Origin of the sequence: Rhizobium oryziradicis (assembly GCF_001939045.1) — a bacterium.
Classification (GTDB): Bacteria; Pseudomonadota; Alphaproteobacteria; order Rhizobiales; family Rhizobiaceae; genus Allorhizobium; species Allorhizobium oryziradicis.
Genome location: NZ_MKIM01000031.1, coordinates 366,601 through 387,021 on the forward strand (window position 1 = coordinate 366,601; position 20,421 = coordinate 387,021).

The window sequence follows — 20,421 nt, forward strand, 5'->3', positions numbered from 1 at the left end:
CTCAAAAATAAAGATAAAGCGCGCCGCGCTTTAGGGCGTTTTGGGTGCTGTCTGGCTTGGAAAAACCGTTGTGCTGATCTCACGCGGGCGTGGCTCTACAAAAATTACCAGCGCCCACATGAAAGCATAGGCCATTGCCGCCACTGTGGCGATGATGAACAAAAAGCGAAACAATGTTGGCATGGAGCGATCCTTCTGCCTGTTTTCTATGGTTTCTAACATGCGACGAAAGAGCATGTCTGTAAAACCCTGCTTTCTTGAGCGCATTTGACGCGATGGCTTGACGTCGCGGCAGCATTTGTCAATACGGTGGTAAAACGGTTACGAAAAGGCTGATGACCCACTCGATCTCACTTGTTGCTTCTCCGCTTGCTGAGCGGACCCGTGCAGTGCTCAAGCGCCGCAACCTGATTTTCGTCGGTTTGATGGGGGCAGGCAAGTCGGCGATTGGCAGGCTCGTGGCCAATCAGTTGGGCTTGCCTTTTGTCGATACCGATAACGAGATCGAGCGTGTGTCGCGCATGACGATCAGCGAGTTGTTTGCCACCTACGGCGAGGCCGAGTTCAGGGCTTTGGAAACGCGGGTGATACGGCGTCTGTTGCGTTCTGGTCCCAAGGTGGTCTCCACCGGCGGCGGCGCATTCATCAATGATAAAACCCGTCGGCAAATCGAGCGCGGCGGCATTTCTGTCTGGTTGAAGGCGGATCTGGATGTCTTGTGGGAGAGGGTCAACAAGCGTGATCATCGTCCTTTGCTGAAAACCGAAAACCCCAAGCTGACGCTCGAAAATTTGATGAATGAGCGCTATCCGATCTATCAGCGCGCCAATGTCACGGTGATATCGCGCGATGAGCGCAAAGACATTATTGCCGCAGAGGTCATGGAAGCGGTGATTGCGCACTTAAGCCAAGGCAGGAAAAATCATGAGTGAACATTCATCCTCCAACACGTCATCGGCTGAACGTCTTGTGCATGTGCCCTTGGGTGAGCGCGCCTATGATATTCTCATCGGCGATGGCCTTTTGGCCCGCGCTGGCGGCGAGATCTCGTCGCGCATCAAGGGCCGCAAGGCCGCCATTATCACCGATGAGCATGTGGGGCCGCTGTATCTCGAAGCCTTGATGGATAGCCTCGAGGTAGACGGTATTGAGGCGGTGTCGTTGACGCTGCCTGCTGGCGAAAAAACCAAAAGTTTCGACCATCTCACCAAAGTCTGCGACGTGCTTCTGGAAGCCCGCATTGAGCGCAATGATACCGTGATTGCCTTGGGCGGCGGGGTGATTGGTGATCTGACCGGCTTTGCCGCAGGCATCGTGCGCCGTGGCGTGCGCTTTGTGCAGATTCCGACCTCGCTTTTGTCGCAGGTTGATTCGTCGGTGGGCGGAAAAACCGGCATCAATGCCCGCCAAGGCAAAAATCTGGTGGGCATTTTCAACCAGCCTGATTTGGTGCTGGCCGATACCAGCGTGCTCAACAGCTTGAGTGAACGCGAATTTCGCGCAGGCTATGCCGAAGTGGCCAAATATGGCTTGATCGACAAGCCGGAATTTTTCGACTGGCTGGAGCGCAACTGGCGCGAGGTGTTTGCCGGTGGGGCTGCCCGCACGGAGGCCATTGCCCTGTCGTGTCAGGCCAAAGCCGATGTGGTGGTGGCCGATGAGCGTGAACATGGCCGCCGCGCGCTTCTCAATCTTGGACACACCTTTGGCCATGCGCTGGAAGCGGCCACAGGGTATGACAGCAGCCGTCTGGTGCATGGCGAAGGTGTTGCGATTGGCATGGTGCTGGCCCATGAATTTTCAGCACGGCTCAATCTGGCCAGCCCCGATGATGCATCGCGCGTGGAAAAGCACCTGAAAGAGGTGGGCCTTCCCACTCGTATGAGCGAAATTCCCGGCGAGCTGCCGCCCGCTGATGTGCTTATGCAGGCGATTGCGCAGGACAAGAAGGTGAAAAGCGGTCAGCTGACGTTCATTCTCACCCATGGCATTGGCCAGTCCTTTGTGGCCGATGATGTGCCCTCATCGGAAGTGCTGAGTTTCCTCAATGAGAAGCTCGCACAATAAATTTACCAGCGGGTCGCCTCTCCGGGGGCGGCGGGCTCAATGGCCAAGGCGTGCAGGCCTGCATCCAGCTCAGGCTTGAGCAATTCGTTGACGGCGCGGTGACGGGCAAGGCGGCTCATGCCGGAAAAGCTTGCAGAAACGATGCGAACTCGCATATGTGTCTCTCCGGTGCCGGTGATGTCCGGCTGGTGGCCTGCGTGCAGGCTGCTTTCGTCCATCACAATAAGCCGTTCCGGTTGAAAAGCCTGTGTGAGTTTTTGCTCGATGCTGAGGCGTATCGACATGGTATGGCGTCCTGTGCTGGTGTCCTTTTAAGTGGCTTTTCAAAAATCCTCTAAAAGGGCAAGAACATTCTGATTTGTCAATTCTTGTTGTGAGATGGGTATCGGCCCATAATTCCCGGATGAAACTCGACTCAAAATATTTCGACAAGATCCGCACGCGCCGTAAAAAAGGCCCGGAGCCGGAAGCAGCGGCCACCACCTGCCAATGGGATGGCTGTGAGCGCCCCGGTGTGCATCGCGCGCCCGTGGGCCGCAATGCCGAGGGCAAGTTCTTTCTGTTCTGCTTTGAGCATGTGCAGGAATACAACAAGGGCTATAATTATTTCTCTGGCCTGTCGGACACCGAGATCGCCCGATACCAGAAAGAGGCTCTGACGGGCCATCGTCCAACCTGGTCGGTGGGTGTCAATACGTCTGCGTCCAAGGCCTCGCCCATTCACTCGACAGCGCGTTCTGGCTCTGCCGCATCGCAAGCGCGCCTGAAAGACCCGTTTGGCTTTGTCAATCAGGGGCGCGGCAATGGGTCGCGGGCAACGCCACAGGCGCGCAAATTGAAGACGTTGGAGGCAAAAGCCTTTGATGCCTTGGGTTTAACCGGCGCTGCAACCGCACAAGACATCAAAACCCGCTATAAAGAGCTTGTCAAAAAACATCATCCAGATGCAAATGGCGGAGATAGAGGGTCTGAAGAGCGTTTTCGTGCTGTTATTCAAGCCTACCAATTGTTAAAGCAGGCAGGTTTCTGTTAATCGAAGAAAACACCTGATTGCATGAGAGATGCGCCGGTTGATGCCGCCGGGCGTGGAGAGACGATGAGCAAAATTGATCTTGATATAACCAACCTGCCCGACACCACCGTTTCCGTTCGGGAGGTCTTTGGTATCGACAGCGACATTATGGTGCCTGCCTATTCCAAGAGCGATCCATATGTGCCCGATCTGGACCCCGACTATCTGTTTGACCGCGAAACCACGCTGGCCATTCTGGCCGGTTTTGCCCACAATCGCCGCGTTATGGTCTCCGGCTTTCACGGTACGGGTAAGTCGACCCATATCGAACAGGTCGCTGCCCGGTTGAACTGGCCTTGCGTGCGCGTCAATCTCGATAGCCATGTCAGCCGTATCGATCTGGTCGGCAAGGACGCCATCGTTTTGAAAGACGGCAAGCAGATCACCGAATTCAAGGATGGCATTCTGCCTTGGGCCTATCAGCACAATGTGGCGCTGGTATTCGACGAATATGATGCCGGTCGCCCGGACGTGATGTTTGTTATCCAGCGCGTGCTGGAATCCTCTGGCCGTCTGACCCTGCTTGATCAGAGCCGCGTGATCCGTCCTCATCCTGCTTTCCGCCTGTTTGCGACCGCCAACACCGTTGGTCTGGGCGATACCACCGGCCTTTACCATGGCACGCAGCAGATCAATCAGGCGCAGATGGACCGTTGGTCGATTGTGACAACCCTGAACTATCTGCCGCATGACAAGGAAGTCGATATTGTTCTGGCCAAGGTCAAGGGCTTTGCCAAGACGGAAGGCGGCCGCGACAATGTCAACAAGATGGTGCGTCTGGCCGATATGACCCGTTCGGCCTTCATCAATGGTGACCTTTCCACCGTGATGAGCCCACGTACCGTGATCACCTGGGCAGAAAATGCCGAGATTTTTGGCGATGTTGGCTTTGCCTTCCGCGTCACCTTCCTCAACAAATGCGATGAGCTGGAACGCACGCTGGTGGCTGAGCAATATCAGCGCTCGTTTGGCGTTGAGCTGAAAGAAAGCGCTGCAAACATCGTACTCGGTGCCTGAGGAAGGCGAATATCATGGCAGGTCCCGGCGACAATTCCAAAGCAAAATCCGGCGTGGGTCCCGATATGGAACCCTTGCGCCGGGCCATTACCGGCTGCGTGCGCTCCATTGCGGGCAGCGCCAATGTCGAGGTGGCCTTTGCCAATGAACGGCCGGGGCTGGCCGGTGAGCGCGTGCGCTTACCAGAACTCTCCAAGCGTCCCACCGCGCATGAACTGGCGGTAACGCGGGGCCTGGGCGATTCCATGGCGCTTCGCCTTGCCTGCCACGATCAGAAAATTCACGCGACACTGGCCCCGGAAGGGCAGGATGCGCGCGCGGTGTTTGATGCGGTGGAGCAGGCGCGGGTGGAATCCATTGGTGCCTTGCGCATGCAGGGTGTGGCCAACAATCTGCACTCGATGAACACCGAAAAATACGCCAAAGCCAATTTTTCCGGCATTATCAATCGCGAAGACGCGCCTTTGTCTGAAGCGGTGGCCATGATGGTGCGCGAAGCCGTGACCGGTCAAAAGCCGCCTGAAAGCGCTGGCAAGGTGCTGGATCTGTGGCGCTCTTTCATTGAGGAAAAAGCGGGCGGCGATTTTGCCAATCTGGCCAATGTCGTCGAAGACCAGCAGGCTTTTGCCCGCGTGGTGCGCCATATGCTGTCGGCCATGGAAATGGCCGAGGATGTGGGTGATGATGCGGAAGAATCCTCCAATGAGGAGGAGAATTCCGAAGAAGATCAACAGCGCAGCGGCGAGGAAGAACAGGAAAATTCCGAGCAGGAAGCTGGCTCTGAGAGTGCGCCTGCCGATGAGAGCGAATCTGCTGAAGAGCAGATGGAAGACGGCGAGATGGACGGCGCGGAAATTTCCGACGACGACATGTCGGAAGAGGGCGACGAGGATTCGGAAACGCCTGGCGAAATGCGCCGTCCGGCCAGCCCATTTGATGATTTCAATGAGAAGGTTGATTACAAGGTCTTCACCGAGGCCTTTGATGAGGAAATCACCGCCGAAGAATTGTGCGACGAGGCTGAGTTGGATCGCCTGCGCGCCTTCCTTGATAAGCAGTTGGCGCATTTGCAAGGGGCCGTGGGCCGTCTTGCCAACCGCTTGCAGCGCCGCCTGATGGCACAGCAGAACCGCTCGTGGGATTTTGATCTGGAGGAGGGCTATCTTGATCCGGCCCGTCTGACCCGTCTGATTATTGACCCCATGCAGCCGCTGTCGTTCAAGCGCGAGAAGGACACGCAGTTCCGCGACACCGTGGTATCGCTGGTGATCGACAATTCCGGCTCGATGCGTGGACGGCCTATTACGGTTGCGGCCACCTGCGCCGATATTCTCGCCCGCACGCTGGAGCGTTGCGGTGTGAAGGTCGAGATTCTGGGCTTTACCACCAAGGCATGGAAGGGTGGTCAGAGCCGCGAGCAATGGCTGGCCAGCGGCAAGCCGCCGACACCGGGCCGCCTCAATGATTTGCGCCATATCGTTTACAAATCCGCCGATGCGCCTTGGCGCCGCTCGCGCCGCAATCTCGGTTTGATGATGCGCGAAGGGCTGCTCAAGGAAAACATCGACGGCGAAGCGTTGATGTGGGCGCATAATCGTCTGATGGGACGGCGTGAGCAGCGCAAGATCATGATGATGATTTCCGACGGTGCGCCGGTGGATGATTCAACGCTGTCGGTCAATCCGGGCAATTATCTGGAGCGGCATTTGCGCGCCGTGATCGAGCAGATCGAAACCCGCTCTCCGGTCGAATTGCTGGCCATTGGTATCGGCCATGATGTCACCCGCTATTATCGCCGCGCTGTGACCATTGTGGATGCCGACGAGCTGGCGGGGGCGATGACCGAGCAGTTGGCAAGCCTGTTTGAGGATAAGCCCGCCAAGGCGTCACGTGGCTCTCTGCGCCGCGCTGGTTGAGTTCTTGAGCAAGCGCCTGTGGTTCTCAGCATCGTTGCTGTGTGCTGTACTGTTGTGCAGCACACCCGCCATCAGCGAGTCCAGTGCGGTGAGCACACGGCAGATCAGCCAATTCAAGCCGGGATCTGATCAAACCACATTTGGCAAGCTGGAATTTATCGGTGGGCTGGTGATGTCTTCTTCCAACCCTTTGTTCGGGGCATGGTCATCGGTGCGTTTCTTGCCCGATGGTCGGCACTTCATTGGCGTGCTGGATACCGGAGACTGGATTTCGGGCGCGATCGAGCGCGATCATCAGGGAAGGCTGTCGGGCCTGGACTCGGTGTCGCTCAGCCCCATGGTGGACGCCAAGGGTCGCAATGACAGCGCCAAGGTCAAGATGGATTCGGAAAGCCTGGCGATTCGCGATGGCAAAATCTATGTCGGCTTTGAGCAACGTCACCGGATCGACCAATATCCGCTCACAGATTTTGAACGCGCCAAGCCAGAGCGCAGCCTACCCCTGCCGTTTCCCACCCGTGTGTTGCGCGGCAATAAAAGCCTCGAAACCGTGATTGCCTCACCGGTGAACGGGCCACTTGGTGGCGGTCTTGTCACTATCAGCGAGGAAAGTCTGGATGAAAATGGCAATCTCTATGCAGGGATTGTCGATGGTCCCCTGCGCGGCGCTTTCAAAGTGGTGCGCCGGGATGATTTTGATGTCACCGATGGGGCGTTTTTACCCGATGGCGATCTTATCTTGCTGGAGCGGCGCTTTACCCTGCTGGGCGGTGTGGCCATGCGCCTTGTGCGCATCAAGGGCGATAGCGTGAAGCCCGGAGCGCTGGTGGATGGCATCACCCTGCTTGAGGCCAATTACAGCGCCCAGATCGACAATATGGAAGGTTTGGACGTGGTTGATCTCGGCAATGGTGATGTGCGGCTGATTTTGGTGTCCGACGACAACCATTCCTTCCTGCAACGCAATCTGATGCTGGAATTTCGCCTGATGCCGTGAAGCCTGGCAGCAGGCATTTTTTAAGTGCGTGCTGCCGGGTAAGGTTTGATCACTGTCATCATCGCCCCATAGGGCAGCAGCATGACCATGCCAACCAGCATCTTGACCGTGAAATCACCGATGGCCCAGGAGATCCAGCGCGGAATATCGGGCGAAAATGCGCCCAGCATGGGGGCCCAGCTGACGGCAAAATCATCATTCGGGCCGATGAAGCCGAAAAAGGGTGCGAAAGACAGTGAGAAGAAAATCACGGTGTCCAGCACAGACCCAAACAGCGAGCCTGCCAGCGGTGCCTTCCACCAGCTTTTTTGACGCAACCGGTTGAAGACCGTGATGTCCAGCAGTTGACCAACCAGATAGGCCGAGCCAGAGGCAATAGCGATGCGGGGCTGCGAGGTCACCAGCGAGATTGTGACCCCCACCAGAAAACCGACAAACACCACCTTGCGCGCCGTGGATGGGCCGAATTGGCGATTGGTAAGGTCGGTGACCAGAAACGCGACCGGATAGGTGAAGGCCCCATAGGTCAGGAGATCGCCAAGCTGGATGCCCGCCAATTGCCCGCTCAAGGGAAATTGCACGAGAATATTGGAGGCGACCACGACAGTGGTCATGAGAAGACTGTAGATGAAGATGTGTCGCGTCAGACGCATTTTTTTACCCTGGGTGATGCCACCAGCTTGAGGATTGGAAGGCCTCTTCAAATAGCCTGAGGTCGCGCAGGTCAAGTGTTTTCTTGCAAGAGCGTTTTATAGCTGTAAAGCGCGGCGCATTTCATGGGGTTCAGGAGGGCCGCGCTTTATGTTTTCAGTCTTTAGTCGGATTTCATTCTTGGTTAGGCAACCCAGCGCAGTGCTGCATTGTTTTCAAACATGGGCAGGCGGGAGAGCACTGCATCCAGACCGAAATAGTGACCTGCCCGGCGGTTGATCAGCAATGCAAGCACCATGGCATAAATCATGTGCTCATCAATCAGCAGGTTATTGATGCTCTGGACATAAGGAAAATCCAGATGGGCCGTCCAATAGGTCAGCATGATGAAGATTGCGAAGGGGGCACTAACGCGCACCAGAAGGCCCGAGATCAGAGACAGGCCAATCAGCATGTGCCCATATTCCACTAAAAAGGCAATGACAGGCATCAAGGCTGATTGGGAGAGGGGGCCGTAAATGAAGTGGAAGGTTTTGGTGGAAGAGAGGAAGCCCGCAACATAGCCGGTGCTGCCGTAATGGTGAATAGACGCCCAGAGGAAGACCCAACCGATGCAAATACGCAAAGTGGCCAGAAGAATACGCTCTGCTTGGTTGGTTTGATCAATATGTGCCATGCTTTTTGCCTCACAATATAATTATTGCATAATTTAAAGCGCTGCAGCGTCCTGTGTGCGGTTGATAAAACGCAATGGGCTGCAGGTTTATGGCGCAAGCTTAGGCCTGACGGCCTGTCGCAGATATGATCTGTGTCAATTGATGGCGCACGCCCAAAAGGGCGTCAGAGTGCGTGAGCGCGCAAGAACTGCGCATGGAAAACAACACCGGAATAGAAAAAGACCCCTATGTTGCCATAGGAGCCTTTCAACAATAGTAGACCAGTTTTGTGAGGCTTATGCAGCTTCAGCGGTCTTCTTGACGATCTGGCGACGCAGCAAACGTGCGCGCATGCTCAGATCGGTTTCGCTTGCCTTCAAAAGGAAAGCGTCGAGGCCACCGCGATGCTCTACGGAACGCAGAGCAGCTGCAGAAACGCGAAGACGGTAACGCTGGCCGAGGGCATCGGAAATCAGCGTAACGTCGCACAGGTTCGGCAGGAACTTGCGACGTGTCTTGTTGTTTGCATGGCTTACATTGTTACCCGACTGGACGCCCTTGCCGGTCAATTCGCAACTGCGGGACATGATGCACCTATTCTTATTGGCAATTGGATCTACGATCCGAGCATGAAAACTCGGGCGCAATCCAACGCGGTCTGATTGGAAAGTTGCGGTTCTATAGTCAGCTGAGGCGCCCGCGTCAAGACAAACCTTGGCAAAACCGCGGATTTCTCGACTCTGCCGTATAATTGCCTGAACCGAAATCGGTCTGCGGGTTCGATGATGCCGCGATTTTAAAGCCTTTCTGCGCTATATAGGACGAAGATTGCTGTCGTGCTATCGTCTTGCCACAGTGCGGGTCATACATGCAGATGGTGTCTCCTTTTGAAATGGTGGTTTGATGACTGCACGCATGTTTTTTGCCTCTCTTGCGGGTCTGTTTGCCAGTGTCATCTCGGCGCATGCGATGGAGAGTTATCACACAGATTATCGGGTGACGTTGATTGGCCTGCCGGTGGCGCGGGCCACATTTACCACCCGCATCACCGATCCCGCCTATTCGATCACCGGCGATATTTCCTCGGCGGGCATTGTCAATATTTTCACCAGCCTGAAGGCCAGAAGTACGGTGACCGGCACCATGATGCGCGGTGATCGGATGGTGGCGAAATCCTACCAGCTGGTCTACACCCGTGGCGACAGAACCCGCACCTATGATGTGCGCTACGCATCCGGCAACGTCGTGGAGACCTCGATTACGCCGCAGCCAAACCGCGACAGCAACCGCTGGATTCCGGTGAAAACCATTGATTTCAAATCGGTTCTTGATCCGATTGGTGCTTTCATCGTTCCTGATGATGGCAAAATCTGCTCCAGAACGCTGCCTGTTTATGATGGTGAAAGCCGCATGGATCTGGTGTTGTCGCCCAAAGGCAAGGCAAAGTTTGATGCGGGCAATGTCTCTGGTGACGCCATTGTTTGCTCGGTGCGCTATGTGCCGAAATCGGGCTTCAACAAGGACCAGTCCGATATCGATTATTTGCGCAATGCAAAAGGCATGGAAATCTGGTTTGCCAAAACCCGCACAGGCTCTTTATATGCTCCGGTCTATGCGCGCGTGCCAACCAGATTGGGCGCGCTGTCCATCACGGCCACGGCATTTGGGAAATAGCGGTTTTCCGGTGGCCTTTGATACCTTGGGGGCCTTATGAAACTGCGTGCCACGTTGATCGGTTTTTCGGCCATTCTCATGTGGTCATTTCTGGCCTTGTTGACGGCGGCCTCGGGCTCCATGCCGCCCTTTCAGCTCTCGGCCATTTGTTTTGCCATTGGCAGCCTGCCGGGCGTGATCACGTTTTTGGTCAAGCCAGCACGGCTTAAACTCCTCAGGCAGTCACCCAAAGTCTGGATTGTCGGCATTGCTGGCCTGTTCGGCTATCATTTTTTGTATTTCACCGCCCTGCGTAACGCGCCTGCGGTGGAGGCAGGCCTGATAGCCTATCTATGGCCGCTGCTGATCGTGTTTGGCTCGGCGCTTCTGCCGGGAGAGCGCCTGCGCTGGTATCATGTTGTTGGCGCTTTGGCCGGGCTGTGTGGCACGGTGCTGATCATTGGCAAGAATGGCCTGTCCTTTGATCCAGCCTATAGTTTGGGTTATAGTGCGGCTGGCCTGTGCGCATTGACGTGGTCCACCTATTCGCTGGCAACGCGCCGTTTTGAAGCGGTGTCCACCGATGTGGTGACAGGCTTTTGCCTGGTCACCGCCATTCTGTCGCTGTTTTGCCACCTGGGGCTTGAGCAAACGGTCTGGCCAGAGATGGCAAGCCAGTGGCTGGCGGTGGTGGGGCTTGGCTTGCTGCCGGTTGGACTGGCGTTTTATGCCTGGGATTTTGGCGTCAAAAATGGTGATATTCAAATTCTCGGTGCTGCCAGTTATGCTGCACCGTTGCTCTCGACGCTTATTCTCATTGCCTTTGGATTTGCCGAGCCAAGCCTTCGCATTCTTGCGGCCTGTGTGTTGATTACCGGCGGTGCAGTGCTGGCGGCAAGCGGCATGCTGCGCCGACCAGCTAAAGCTTGATTTTAAGGTTTTTGCCCCGGTGACCAGCCAAGTGCTGCCATTTCAAATTGCTCGAAGGTGAAGCCGGGCGCAACCGTGCAGCCCACAAGCGTGAAAGCCCCCAGGCTTATGGCTGATTGCCAGCTATTGGCCGGAATAACCGCTTGAGGGCGCTGGCCATTGGCCAGATCCACGCCCAAAACCGTGGTTTCGACGGTTTCACCATTGTCTGAGCAGCTCAGCGCCAGTGGTGCGCCCGCGTAATAATGCCAGATCTCGGACGCATCCTTGACCCGGTGCCAGTGGGAGCGTTGGTCGGCCTCCAGCAGATAGTAAATCGCCGTGGAGTTGCCGCGCGCACCACCAAGCGTGTCACGGAAAGTTTCCGTATACCAGCCGCCTTCCGGGTGGGGACGCATATTGAGGGCTTTGATGATGGATTCTGCATCCTGCATCAGAAATTGTCCTTGCGCTTGCGAATCTCCGCAAACACCTCTTCATTGCTTTTGCTTTCCATCAAAAGATTGCGACGAATGGCCGGGTCCGACACGCGCAGGAATGGATTGGTCTCTTTTTCCAGGTACATGGTGGTGGGAATGGTGAAACCGCCATTGGCGCGCAAAGATTCAATTTCCTTGGCGCGCTGCACCAGCCGAGGGTTGTCCGGATCGATTGTCAGGGCAAAGCGGGCGTTGGACAGGGTATATTCATGGCCAAAATAGATCGCGGTTTCATCGGGCAGCACTGAGAGCTTTTGCAAGGAATGCCACATGTCGGCAGCGGTGCGCTCAAACAGCCGTCCGCAGCCCAGCGCGAACAGCGTGTCGGCGGCAAACAAAATCTTATCGTCCGGGAAGCTGTAACAGATGTGGCCAGCGGTATGGCCGGGGGTTTCAATCACCTTGACGCGGTGCTGGCCAAACAGAAATTCGTCGCCATCGCTCACAGCGCGGTCCAGACCCGGAATGGCCACGGCCTCATTGATCGGTCCAATGATCTCGCAGCCATATTCCTTCTTCAGCGCCAGATTGGCCTCGACATGATCGGTGTGGTGATGGGTGGTGAAGATATGGGTGATGGTCCAGCCGCGTTTTTCGGCCATCGCCACAATCGGCGCATATTCGGGAGCGTCTATTGTGGCAGTCAGGCCGCTTTCAGGGCAGTGAATCAGCACACCAAAATTATCCGTGCGGCAGAGGAATGTTTCAATTTCCAGGCTTTTCATGGCTGACCTCTTTATCATGACTGCGATCTTATTCCTGAATCTAGTACCATAGGCCTTGATGTCCAACAGCGGGATGTTAACAATCGTGCCATGCATGTGGATATTGTTGACCTTCGCCAGTTCTATCATTCTCAACTTGGCCATGTCGCCGAGCAGTCGATCACGATGGCGCTATCATCCCTTTGGCAGCGCCTGCCAGAAGAGCGTTTGGTGGGGCTTGGCTATTCCGTTCCCTATCTGGATCGCTTTCGCGCCGACACCGAGCGCACCTTTGCCTTTATGCCAGCCGGGCAGGGCGCGGTGAACTGGCCGCCCGGCGAACCTTCGGCCACCGCTTTGGTGTTTGATGAGGAATTGCCACTGCCAGACAGCTCTGTGGATCGTGTGCTGATGGTGCATTCGCTGGAATTTGCCGAAAACCCCCGTGAGACCTTGACCGAGATCTGGCGGGTTCTGGCTCCGGGAGGTCGGCTGGTGATTGTTGTGCCCAACCGGCGCGGTGTGTGGGCGCGGATGGATCACACGCCGTTTGGTGCGGGCCGTCCTTACTCGCGCGGGCAATTGACGGCGCTGTTTCGCGAGGCCAATTTCACGCCCGGTGCCAGCGCAGAGGCGCTGTTTTTTCCACCCTCGCGGCTGAAAACGATTTTGCGCATGCGCGGCATGTTCGAGCGGTTTGGCAGGGTCTTGTCGCCTGCTTTTGCAGGCGTGATTGTGGTCGAGGCTCAAAAGCGGCTCTATCAAGGTCTGCCGGTGGCGGCCAAGGCATCCAGACGGGTGTTTGCGCCGGTTCTCTCTCCCCATGGTGTGCCAACAACGCGGGTGAAGCTCAACCCTCCCTCGACAAAATAGGTCTTCCGCGCTATGGCCGTGGGATTGTTTTTGTGCTGGCTCAGGCTGGCAATTTCGTGATCAGGAAACAGTTTGATGAGCAGTGACATGAACCAGCCCGTTCCACGTCCCGGAATTCTTGATATTGCCGCCTATGTACCGGGCAAGGAACATGCGCCGGGCGTTGCCAAGGTCTTCAAGCTGTCCTCCAACGAGACGCCGCTTGGTCCAAGCCCCAAGGCAATTGAAGCGTTCAAGGCAGCTGCCGGTAATCTGGAGATCTATCCCGATGGTCAGGCGCTGAAGCTGCGCGAGGCCATTGCCAGCGCCCATGGCCTGAACCCTGCCAATATCATCTGCGGCAATGGCTCCGATGAGCTGCTCGGTCTCTTGTGCCATGTTTACTTAAGTGCTGGCGATGAAGCCATTATCACCGAGCACGGCTTTCTGGTGTATAAAATCCAGATCATGGGGGCCGGTGCAACGCCTGTGACCGTGAAGGAAAAGGATTGCCAGGTGGATGTGGATGCCATTCTGGCCGCCGTGACCGACAAGACCAAAATGGTGTTCATTGCCAATCCCGGCAATCCAACCGGCACCTATGTGCCGGGTGCGGACATTCGTCGTCTGGTGGCGGGTCTGCCCAAGCATGTGATGCTGGTGCTGGACGCCGCCTATGCCGAATATGTGCGCCGCAATGATTTTGAAGCCGGTATCGAGATTGTCTCCGAGAACCGCAATGTGGTGATGACCCGCACCTTCTCAAAGATTCACGGTCTTGCTGCGCTCCGCGTGGGCTGGATGTATGGACCGGCTGCCGTGCTGGATGCGCTGAACCGCATTCGCGGCCCGTTCAATATGAATGCACCGGCCATTGCCGCAGGTGAAGCGGCTATTCTGGATCGTGCCTTTGCCGACAAGGCCGTGCAGTTCAATCTTGAGTGGCTGGAAAAGCTGACGGTGGCTTTTGAAGGGCTAGGCCTGAAGGTGACACCATCGGTGACCAACTTCCTGCTCATTCATTTTCCCGATCAGGATGGCAAGCGCGCGTCTGAGGCGGATGAATTCCTCACCAGCCGTGGCTTCATTCTGCGGGCCGTGAAGGGCTATGGCTTTGCCAATGCGTTGCGCATGTCTGTTGGCACGCCAGAGGCCAATGAGGGCGTGATTGCCGCTCTGACAGAGTTTATGGGCAAAGCGTGATGAGTGCTGCACAATTTGATCGTATCGCGCTGATTGGTATCGGCCTGATTGGCTCGTCTATCGCCCGTGGCGTGCGTGAAAAGGGGCTGGCGAAGGACATCGTCATTTCGACCCGTTCGCTTGAGACGCTGAAGCGGGCAGAAGAGTTGCAACTCGGCGATCACTATACGCCGTCGGCCGCCGAAGCTGTCAAAGATGCCGATCTGGTGATTGTCTCGGTGCCGGTTGGCGCATCGGAAAGCGTTGCCAAGCAGATTGCCGCCCATCTGAAGCCGGGTGCGATTGTCACCGATGTTGGCTCCACCAAGGCGTCGGTGATTGCGCAAATGGCTCCGCATCTGCCGAGCCATGTGCATTTTATTCCGGGCCACCCTCTGGCGGGTACGGAAAAATCCGGCCCGGATGCTGGCTTTGCCGATCTGTTTAAAGGCCGCTGGTGCATTTTCACGCCTCTGCCCGATACGGACCCGAAAGCCTTGGCCCGCCTTGTGGCCTTTTGGGAGGCGCTTGGCTCGAAAACCGACCAGATGGAGCCTGAGCATCACGACAAGGTGCTGGCGATTGTGTCGCATCTTCCGCACATCATTGCTTACAATATCGTCGGCACTGCGGATGATCTGGCAGCGGTGACCGAATCGGAAGTGATCAAGTATTCAGCGTCGGGTTTTCGTGACTTCACCCGCCTTGCGGCGTCAGATCCCACCATGTGGCGGGATATTTGCCTGCACAACAAGGATGCGATTTTGGAAATGCTGGCGCGCTTTTCCGAAGATCTTGCATCCCTGCAACGCTCTATCCGTTGGGGCGAGGGCGATAAGCTGTTTGAACTGTTCAGCCGTACCCGCACCGTGCGCCGCTCGATTATCGATGCGGGGCAGGATGTGGACGTGCCGGATTTTGGCCGTCACAGTCTGGACAAAAAAGCCTGAAAATATCTGGATCTATTCAGATCGGCGGAATATTGCCGAGCGGAATAAAGCCTAAAACAACAGTGCCATGGGTAATCTGAAGAGTGACTTGCCCATGGTTTTGGCCGAAGAATGCCATTTTCAGGCCTTTGGCTGCAAGCTTGGCAATGTCTGTGGTTTCGGGATAGGCGGAGATCACCATGTCCCGCCACCCTTCAACCTTGTTGATTTGCAATTTCAGCGAGCCTGAGAGATAGCCATCCTGATCGATGGTCAAAGGGCCGCTGGCGGTAATGGTGCGGCCTTCGCCGACATCAACCTGTAGCCCGCGCAGTTCCCCATTCAAGCCTCTTAAATCAATGGGTTTCGGGTTCTCAATGTTCAGAGCATCCGCCTGACCGATCAATCTCAAATCAAGATCGGCAGTCATGGGGGGGACTTTTGACGTGCCATCATTTTGCTGAAAATTCACGTCGGTGAAACGCGCGGTGGTGAGAAGATCATCGCTATCGCGTTGGATGTTCAACTGACCCTCAGATGCATTGATGCTCAGCGTGGTCCCCGTGAGCGCATTGGTAATGTTGGTGCGAAGGGCCTTTATCGACGTTACCTGATTCTCAAGACCAATGATGCCCACCGACATGCTTGTTTCAAGCCTGTCCCATTGCACGGATGTGGCGATGCCGGTCGAGGTCTGCAGAATGGCAGGGCCATTCAGCTGCCAATTGACCGTGCCGGGTCTGAATATTTTTGCAGCCGAGCGGAAAGCTCCGACCGAGCCGGTGATGCCGTTTTTATGATCATTGACGGTGATTTTCGAGCATTTGAGGCTGATCCGCAAAGGAAAACCACCCACATGCATATTGGCACAGGTGAGCACCGACGCCAGCGGACTTGAGCCATCAAAGGCCCGCTCCAACTTTGTGGTGGCATAATTGGCTGCCGCAAACCAACCTGCGGTGTAGACGGCCAGAAGGATGACCACTGAAAGAACCCCAGGAAAAACTATGGATCTTTTTCGTCGTGTCACCGTGCTGCTTGACGTCGCCATTCGCTTCTCCAATTGTGTCGCCGGTTCGGGAGCAATTAGGTTTGACGTGCGATATGGACGATTTTTGGGTGTTTGGCTATGGTTCTTTGATGTGGAACCCCGGTTTCCCCTTTGAGAAACAAATAAATGCCCGCGTACACGGCTTTCGGCGTGCGCTGTGCGTGCGCTCATGGGTGCATCGCGGCACGCAGCAACAGCCGGGACTGGTAATGGGGCTGGATTTTGGTGGCTCATGTCAGGGTGTTGCGTTCAAGGTGGCACCAGAGCATTGGCCGCAAACACTGAACTATCTGCGTGAGCGGGAACTGGTGACGCGGGTGTATCTGGAAAAAAGCTTAAGATTGCATCTGGCGGATGGGCAAAAGGTGGTGGGGCTCGGCTATGTGATCGATCGCAGTCACGAGCAATATGCCGGTGCCTTGACCGTGGAGGAGGCCGTGGAGGTGGTGCGCACCGCGGTCGGTCAATCGGGCCCCAATGCAGCCTATGTTGAAAGCACCGTTGCGCATTTGCGCAGCATGGGCATCCGTGATCAATGGCTGGAGAGGGTTGTTGCTGGCCTTTAGAGTTTGTCAGGGAAACGTGGGAACCGGTTTTCGCCACGACGTCAGCGCCAAGCAGAGGCAGACGAAGATGTTTTACAGAGAGTTTTCGTGCATCACAGAGGGCGCATGGCGCTGTAGTGCCTCAATCCGTGCGACGGCTTCCGGGGGGAGTGGCAGCCCAGGATTGGTGTCTGCCGCATCCAGCAGCAGTTTATCGCTGGCGGCTTCGAGATCGAAAATCAGCGTCTCGAAAAACACACTTGGCTTCAAACCGGGTTCTATGGCGGGCAGAATCCGGATTTTATAATGGCCCGGATAGCGCATCAGGCTGCGGCGTGGCCAAAATAGGCCAGCATGGACCGCCACGGGCACGACAGGCACCTTCAGATCACGATAGAGCCGGGCTATGCCGAATTTATACACAGGCTCTGCGCCCGGTGGGCGGCGCGTGCCTTCGGGAAAGATGATCAGCTGGCGACCGTTTTTCATCTCTTCGGAGGCGCGCTTCATCACCAGCATCATTTCTTTGCCCTTGCCGCCGCGATTGACCGGAATCATCTTGAGTTTGGCGGCATACCAGCCAAACACCGGAATCATCATCAATTCCCGCTTGAGAATGAAAACAGGATCATCCAGCCAGGGCAGAAGCGCATAGGTATCCCAAAAGGATTGATGCTTGGGTGCCAGAATATATCCAGACTTTGGAATATTCTCGAGACCTTCAATCTCAAATGTGGTGCCGACAACGACTTTCATCAGCCAATGGCATGATAATGCCCATGTTTTGGGAATGCGATACGCCGTGCGCCGCGGCAAAAAGAAGTAAATGGGCAGACAAACAACCATCCAGAGGATCAGGTTGGCGTAGAAGATCACGTTGAAGAGATGGGAACGCAAAGCAAGCATGGATCGATTCCGAAATGTGTCGTGCCTTGACTATATGAATTCAACCGTTAGCGGAAGATCTATATAAAAGCTGGGTGATCATGTTAGAGCATCGGCCGGAAAGTGGGAGCCGGGTTTCGGATAAATCCGATGTGTAAACAAAAACTTAGAGCGTCATGTCGAGTTTGGTTTTCGATCCGATGCTCTAGCTGGCGGGCTCGTTGGCGGTGCGCAATCCGCGCCAGGTGCCCCAGCCTATGGTGTCACGGGCAGAGGCGAGCAGAATCTTCACATATTCGGACAACAGCGTGCGCAAGGCGTTGGGATCGGCATACCATGCTTTGGTGCGCAGATCAGAGATGACAACCGGATAAGGAATGAACCGGGTGTTCGGTGCCGTGCGGCGCAATTCCATCAAGCTGCGCTGCATGTGATAATTGCTGGTGACAACCAGCACGGAGGAATAGCCCTTGTCGTGAACCCATTGGGCGGTTTCATTGGCGTTGCCAATGGTATCCAGAGCCTGATAGCCCATATCGACGCAGCAGGCGAAGAGATCGTAAGAGCTTTGCGTCATGGTGCGGATTTGTTTTGGTGTGGTGGTGGGGTGCACGCCTGAAATGAGCAGGCGTTGTCCAGAGCCCTTGCGCAACAGATCAACCGCCTGATCAATGCGTTGGTAGCCGCCGGTCAGCACCACAATCGCATCGGCTTTGGCATGTTCAGGCGGCCGCATGAGGGTGACGGTATCGGCAAAGTACAAAAAGCCGCCAATCAGGCAGGCGATGATCAGAATCGTGGCATAGCCCCCAAAGCGTAACACACGACGCAGCCAGCCGCTCCGGTGAAAGAGCCGGCTCAATTGCTCGCTCTTGCGAGGGCGTTGATCCGTTGAAGGATCATTGGGTGGCGTCGTCATTGCTCGTCCATATTGCAATCATTCCATGGCAAAGCCAATCTGTCATGCCATCTCTATCGGATAATGGGCGCAACAGGAATCCGTTTCCGACATTATCCCGCATCGACATCCGGCAAAAACATGGTGCGTGGCCGTGCGCAAGGGGGATTCTGCGCCGCTCACGCTTTGCATGATCATGCGTCGGGATTGTGTCAGATTTGATGAGGGCTGTGCTTAATCGGGAGGCAGGCCGCTGCTGCGGCTGGGGTCCGAGCGGATCTGATCAATGTCGTAGATTGCGCTGATTACGGTCAGCCGCGCCGTTAATGTTGTCAGCAGTGCAATGACAATCATCGTGGCAAATATGCCCATATAGCCGGAAAGGCCAATTTCGAAACGGCCAAACAGGGCCGTTGCCTGATCGGTTTGCGGGGTCGCCAGCGTGTTATCTTGCAAAAAACTGGCAAAGGCAAAAAAGGCCGCGGCCATAAAGCCACCGGCCCCAGCCCCTTTGAGGCTGATTTTCAAAAAGTGCTTTTGAAACTCTCGCGCCACAAACTGGCTTTCGGCACCGACAAAATGCAGCACCTCGATAATGTGGCGATTGCCGGATAAAGCGCCACGGGTGGCAAAAATCACTGTCAGAATCATGGCGGTAAATACCAGGATCAAGACGCCAAAGCCGATCAGCACGGTTGTGCGGGCCATGGAGACCAGCTTGTCCACCCAATTGCGGTGGTCATCCAGCGTGGCTTGCGGAATTTGCGTTGATAAAAGATCGCGCATGGCGGCAAAATCGGGTGGGTGGCTTTCATCAATGGTAATGATGACCAACCTTGGAACCGGCAGATCCTTGATGTCCAGTCCGGTGCCGAGCCATGGCTCCAGCAAGCGGGCCGTTGCGGCTTCATCAACAATCTGGCCGCTCTTGGTGCCGACAAAACTGAGAGCCAGATCTTTGGCGCGGGTGAGCGCCTGATCCATATTCACATTGTCGTCTGGCTTGATCTGAATTGTCACCTCGCGCGAGATCTGGCTTTGCCAGCTGGCGGCGGTGGCCCGGATCATGGAGACGGCTCCAAGGGTCAGGCAGGCCAGAAAAGCCATGATGGCAATCACCACCATCAACGCATTGCCCTGAATATTGGAGGGCGGCAAAATCGGCGCGGTTGGCCGCACCTGCATGGAGACACGTCTGGCCTGCTGTTTGGCGGGCTGGCTTTGGCTCTTGACGTTCGAAGGCGGCGTGGGGGTGCGATCATTCATAGATATCGAGCCGCCCTTCGCTGAGAATCATCCGGCGCGCATCCACTTGTTCCATCAAAGCCAGATCATGGGTGGCAATCACCACGGCGGTGCCGAGTCGGTTCAGCTCCAGAAACAGGCTGAGCAGGCGGCGGGCCATGGGCGGGTCCACATTGCCGGTTGGCTCATCGGCCAGCAGAATCTCAGGCCGATCAATCAAGGCGCGGGCAATGGCGGCGCGCTGTTTTTCGCCGCCTGATAGAATGGCGGGCAAAACATTGATCCGCTCGCCAAGGCCCACCCACTTCAACAGTTCCAGCACATCCTGCTTATAGCTGGCCTCTTCCTTGCCGCGCACCCGCAGAGGCAGGGCGACATTTTCATAGGTGGTCAGATGGTCCAGCAGCTGAAAATCCTGAAACACAATGCCAACGCGCCGCCGCAGCAGGGGCAATTCCTGACGCGGGATCTGGGTAATGTCGCGGCCAAAGCTTCTGATCAGCCCGCGCGTGGGCTTGAGTGACATAAACAGCAGGCGCAAAAGCGTGGTCTTGCCAGCACCAGAGGGGCCGGTGAGAAATTGAAAGGAGCGCTTCGGGATGTCAAAGGTCAGGTCGCGGAGGATCTCAGGCCCCATCCCGTAACGCAGGCCAACATTTTCGAAGTGAATCAATTGAGAAACCCGGTCTTGA

24 protein-coding genes are annotated in these 20,421 nt (G+C 55.9%); 12 read left to right on the forward strand and 12 right to left on the reverse strand.

The features are described from left to right. Positions 1–30 precede the first annotated feature (30 nt). Positions 31–183, reverse strand: a complete 153-nt coding sequence (locus tag BJF95_RS24155) for a hypothetical protein (RefSeq protein ID WP_175577306.1) — start codon at positions 181–183, stop codon at positions 31–33. A 152-nt stretch (positions 184–335) separates the two neighbouring features. Between BJF95_RS24155 and BJF95_RS21635 the strand changes: the two genes are divergently transcribed. Further along, positions 336–932, forward strand: coding sequence for a shikimate kinase (locus BJF95_RS21635; protein WP_075641539.1), 597 nt, complete (start codon positions 336–338; stop codon positions 930–932). Beyond that, complete coding sequence (gene aroB, locus BJF95_RS21640) at positions 925–2,067, forward strand: 3-dehydroquinate synthase (protein ID WP_075641540.1); 1,143 nt, start codon at positions 925–927, stop codon at positions 2,065–2,067. The genes BJF95_RS21635 and aroB overlap by 8 nt, the downstream gene beginning before the upstream one ends. A gap of 2 nt (positions 2,068–2,069) precedes the next feature. Here aroB and BJF95_RS21645 read toward each other — a convergent pair whose 3' ends face one another. Next, positions 2,070–2,351 carry a BolA family protein gene (locus BJF95_RS21645; protein WP_075641541.1) on the reverse strand — a complete coding sequence of 94 codons (282 nt, stop codon included), beginning with the start codon at positions 2,349–2,351 and terminating at the stop codon, positions 2,070–2,072. 119 nt (positions 2,352–2,470) lie between these two features. Here BJF95_RS21645 and BJF95_RS21650 point away from each other — a divergent pair, with 119 nt between their 5' ends. The 4 genes from BJF95_RS21650 (at position 2,471) to BJF95_RS21665 (ending at position 7,069) form a co-directional block, all read left to right on the forward strand. Continuing rightward, positions 2,471–3,100, forward strand: coding sequence for a J domain-containing protein (locus BJF95_RS21650; RefSeq protein WP_075641542.1), 630 nt, complete (start codon positions 2,471–2,473; stop codon positions 3,098–3,100). A gap of 63 nt (positions 3,101–3,163) precedes the next feature. Beyond that, complete coding sequence (gene cobS / locus BJF95_RS21655) at positions 3,164–4,156, forward strand: cobaltochelatase subunit CobS (protein WP_075641644.1); 993 nt, start codon at positions 3,164–3,166, stop codon at positions 4,154–4,156. 14 nt (positions 4,157–4,170) lie between these two features. After that, on the forward strand, positions 4,171–6,072 hold the full coding sequence (gene cobT, locus BJF95_RS21660) for a cobaltochelatase subunit CobT (RefSeq protein WP_075641543.1): 1,902 nt from the start codon (positions 4,171–4,173) through the stop codon (positions 6,070–6,072). A gap of 4 nt (positions 6,073–6,076) precedes the next feature. Next, a complete protein-coding gene (locus tag BJF95_RS21665; protein WP_075641645.1) occupies positions 6,077–7,069 on the forward strand; it encodes an esterase-like activity of phytase family protein in 993 nt (330 codons plus the stop codon). Positions 7,070–7,089: 20 nt separating this feature from the next. Here BJF95_RS21665 and BJF95_RS21670 read toward each other — a convergent pair whose 3' ends face one another. The 3 genes from BJF95_RS21670 to rpmB all read right to left on the reverse strand — a co-directional run bounded on the left by BJF95_RS21670 (position 7,090) and on the right by rpmB (position 8,963). Continuing rightward, on the reverse strand, positions 7,090–7,722 hold the full coding sequence (locus BJF95_RS21670; protein ID WP_075641646.1) for a queuosine precursor transporter: 633 nt from the start codon (positions 7,720–7,722) through the stop codon (positions 7,090–7,092). A 182-nt stretch (positions 7,723–7,904) separates the two neighbouring features. Then, entirely contained in the window at positions 7,905–8,396 is a 492-nt protein-coding gene (locus tag BJF95_RS21675) for a DoxX family protein (RefSeq protein WP_075641544.1), read from the reverse strand. 276 nt (positions 8,397–8,672) lie between these two features. Then, entirely contained in the window at positions 8,673–8,963 is a 291-nt protein-coding gene (gene rpmB, locus BJF95_RS21680) for a 50S ribosomal protein L28 (protein WP_075641545.1), read from the reverse strand. 316 nt (positions 8,964–9,279) lie between these two features. Here rpmB and BJF95_RS21685 point away from each other — a divergent pair, with 316 nt between their 5' ends. Together BJF95_RS21685 and yddG are read left to right on the forward strand one after the other, a co-directional pair. Beyond that, positions 9,280–10,050 carry a DUF3108 domain-containing protein gene (locus BJF95_RS21685; RefSeq protein ID WP_075641546.1) on the forward strand — a complete coding sequence of 257 codons (771 nt, stop codon included), beginning with the start codon at positions 9,280–9,282 and terminating at the stop codon, positions 10,048–10,050. A 36-nt stretch (positions 10,051–10,086) separates the two neighbouring features. Continuing rightward, positions 10,087–10,959, forward strand: a complete 873-nt coding sequence (yddG, locus tag BJF95_RS21690) for an aromatic amino acid exporter YddG (protein WP_075641547.1) — start codon at positions 10,087–10,089, stop codon at positions 10,957–10,959. 2 nt (positions 10,960–10,961) lie between these two features. Here yddG and BJF95_RS21695 read toward each other — a convergent pair whose 3' ends face one another. Continuing rightward, complete coding sequence (locus BJF95_RS21695) at positions 10,962–11,393, reverse strand: cupin domain-containing protein (protein WP_075641548.1); 432 nt, start codon at positions 11,391–11,393, stop codon at positions 10,962–10,964. Next, positions 11,393–12,163 (reverse strand): hydroxyacylglutathione hydrolase, encoded by a 771-nt coding sequence (gloB, locus tag BJF95_RS21700; protein ID WP_075641647.1) that lies wholly within the window; start codon positions 12,161–12,163, stop codon positions 11,393–11,395. Before gloB ends, BJF95_RS21695 begins: the two co-directional genes overlap by 1 nt. A 90-nt stretch (positions 12,164–12,253) precedes the next feature. Between gloB and BJF95_RS21705 the strand changes: the two genes are divergently transcribed. The 3 genes from BJF95_RS21705 to BJF95_RS21715 all read left to right on the forward strand — a co-directional run bounded on the left by BJF95_RS21705 (position 12,254) and on the right by BJF95_RS21715 (position 15,126). Beyond that, positions 12,254–13,015 (forward strand): class I SAM-dependent methyltransferase, encoded by a 762-nt coding sequence (locus BJF95_RS21705; RefSeq protein WP_075641549.1) that lies wholly within the window; start codon positions 12,254–12,256, stop codon positions 13,013–13,015. Positions 13,016–13,090: 75 nt separating this feature from the next. Further along, positions 13,091–14,197, forward strand: a complete 1,107-nt coding sequence (hisC, locus tag BJF95_RS21710; protein WP_075641550.1) for a histidinol-phosphate transaminase — start codon at positions 13,091–13,093, stop codon at positions 14,195–14,197. Further along, entirely contained in the window at positions 14,197–15,126 is a 930-nt protein-coding gene (locus BJF95_RS21715; protein ID WP_075641551.1) for a prephenate/arogenate dehydrogenase family protein, read from the forward strand. The genes hisC and BJF95_RS21715 overlap by 1 nt, the downstream gene beginning before the upstream one ends. A gap of 16 nt (positions 15,127–15,142) precedes the next feature. Here BJF95_RS21715 and BJF95_RS21720 read toward each other — a convergent pair whose 3' ends face one another. Then, complete coding sequence (locus BJF95_RS21720) at positions 15,143–16,090, reverse strand: DUF2125 domain-containing protein (protein WP_075641552.1); 948 nt, start codon at positions 16,088–16,090, stop codon at positions 15,143–15,145. A gap of 107 nt (positions 16,091–16,197) precedes the next feature. On the opposite strand from BJF95_RS21720, the gene BJF95_RS21725 reads away from it, so the two are divergent. Beyond that, entirely contained in the window at positions 16,198–16,722 is a 525-nt protein-coding gene (locus BJF95_RS21725; protein WP_175577307.1) for a gamma-glutamylcyclotransferase, read from the forward strand. A 72-nt stretch (positions 16,723–16,794) separates the two neighbouring features. On the opposite strand, the gene BJF95_RS21730 is transcribed toward BJF95_RS21725, so the two are convergent. From BJF95_RS21730 to ftsE, 4 genes are all read right to left on the reverse strand, one after another. After that, entirely contained in the window at positions 16,795–17,607 is an 813-nt protein-coding gene (locus tag BJF95_RS21730) for a lysophospholipid acyltransferase family protein (protein ID WP_075641554.1), read from the reverse strand. A 184-nt stretch (positions 17,608–17,791) separates the two neighbouring features. Then, positions 17,792–18,505 carry a YdcF family protein gene (locus tag BJF95_RS21735; RefSeq protein WP_075641555.1) on the reverse strand — a complete coding sequence of 238 codons (714 nt, stop codon included), beginning with the start codon at positions 18,503–18,505 and terminating at the stop codon, positions 17,792–17,794. 213 nt (positions 18,506–18,718) lie between these two features. After that, positions 18,719–19,669 carry a cell division protein FtsX gene (locus BJF95_RS21740; RefSeq protein ID WP_139317599.1) on the reverse strand — a complete coding sequence of 317 codons (951 nt, stop codon included), beginning with the start codon at positions 19,667–19,669 and terminating at the stop codon, positions 18,719–18,721. A gap of 73 nt (positions 19,670–19,742) precedes the next feature. Then, complete coding sequence (gene ftsE / locus BJF95_RS21745) at positions 19,743–20,402, reverse strand: cell division ATP-binding protein FtsE (RefSeq protein ID WP_075641557.1); 660 nt, start codon at positions 20,400–20,402, stop codon at positions 19,743–19,745. Positions 20,403–20,421 lie beyond the last annotated feature (19 nt).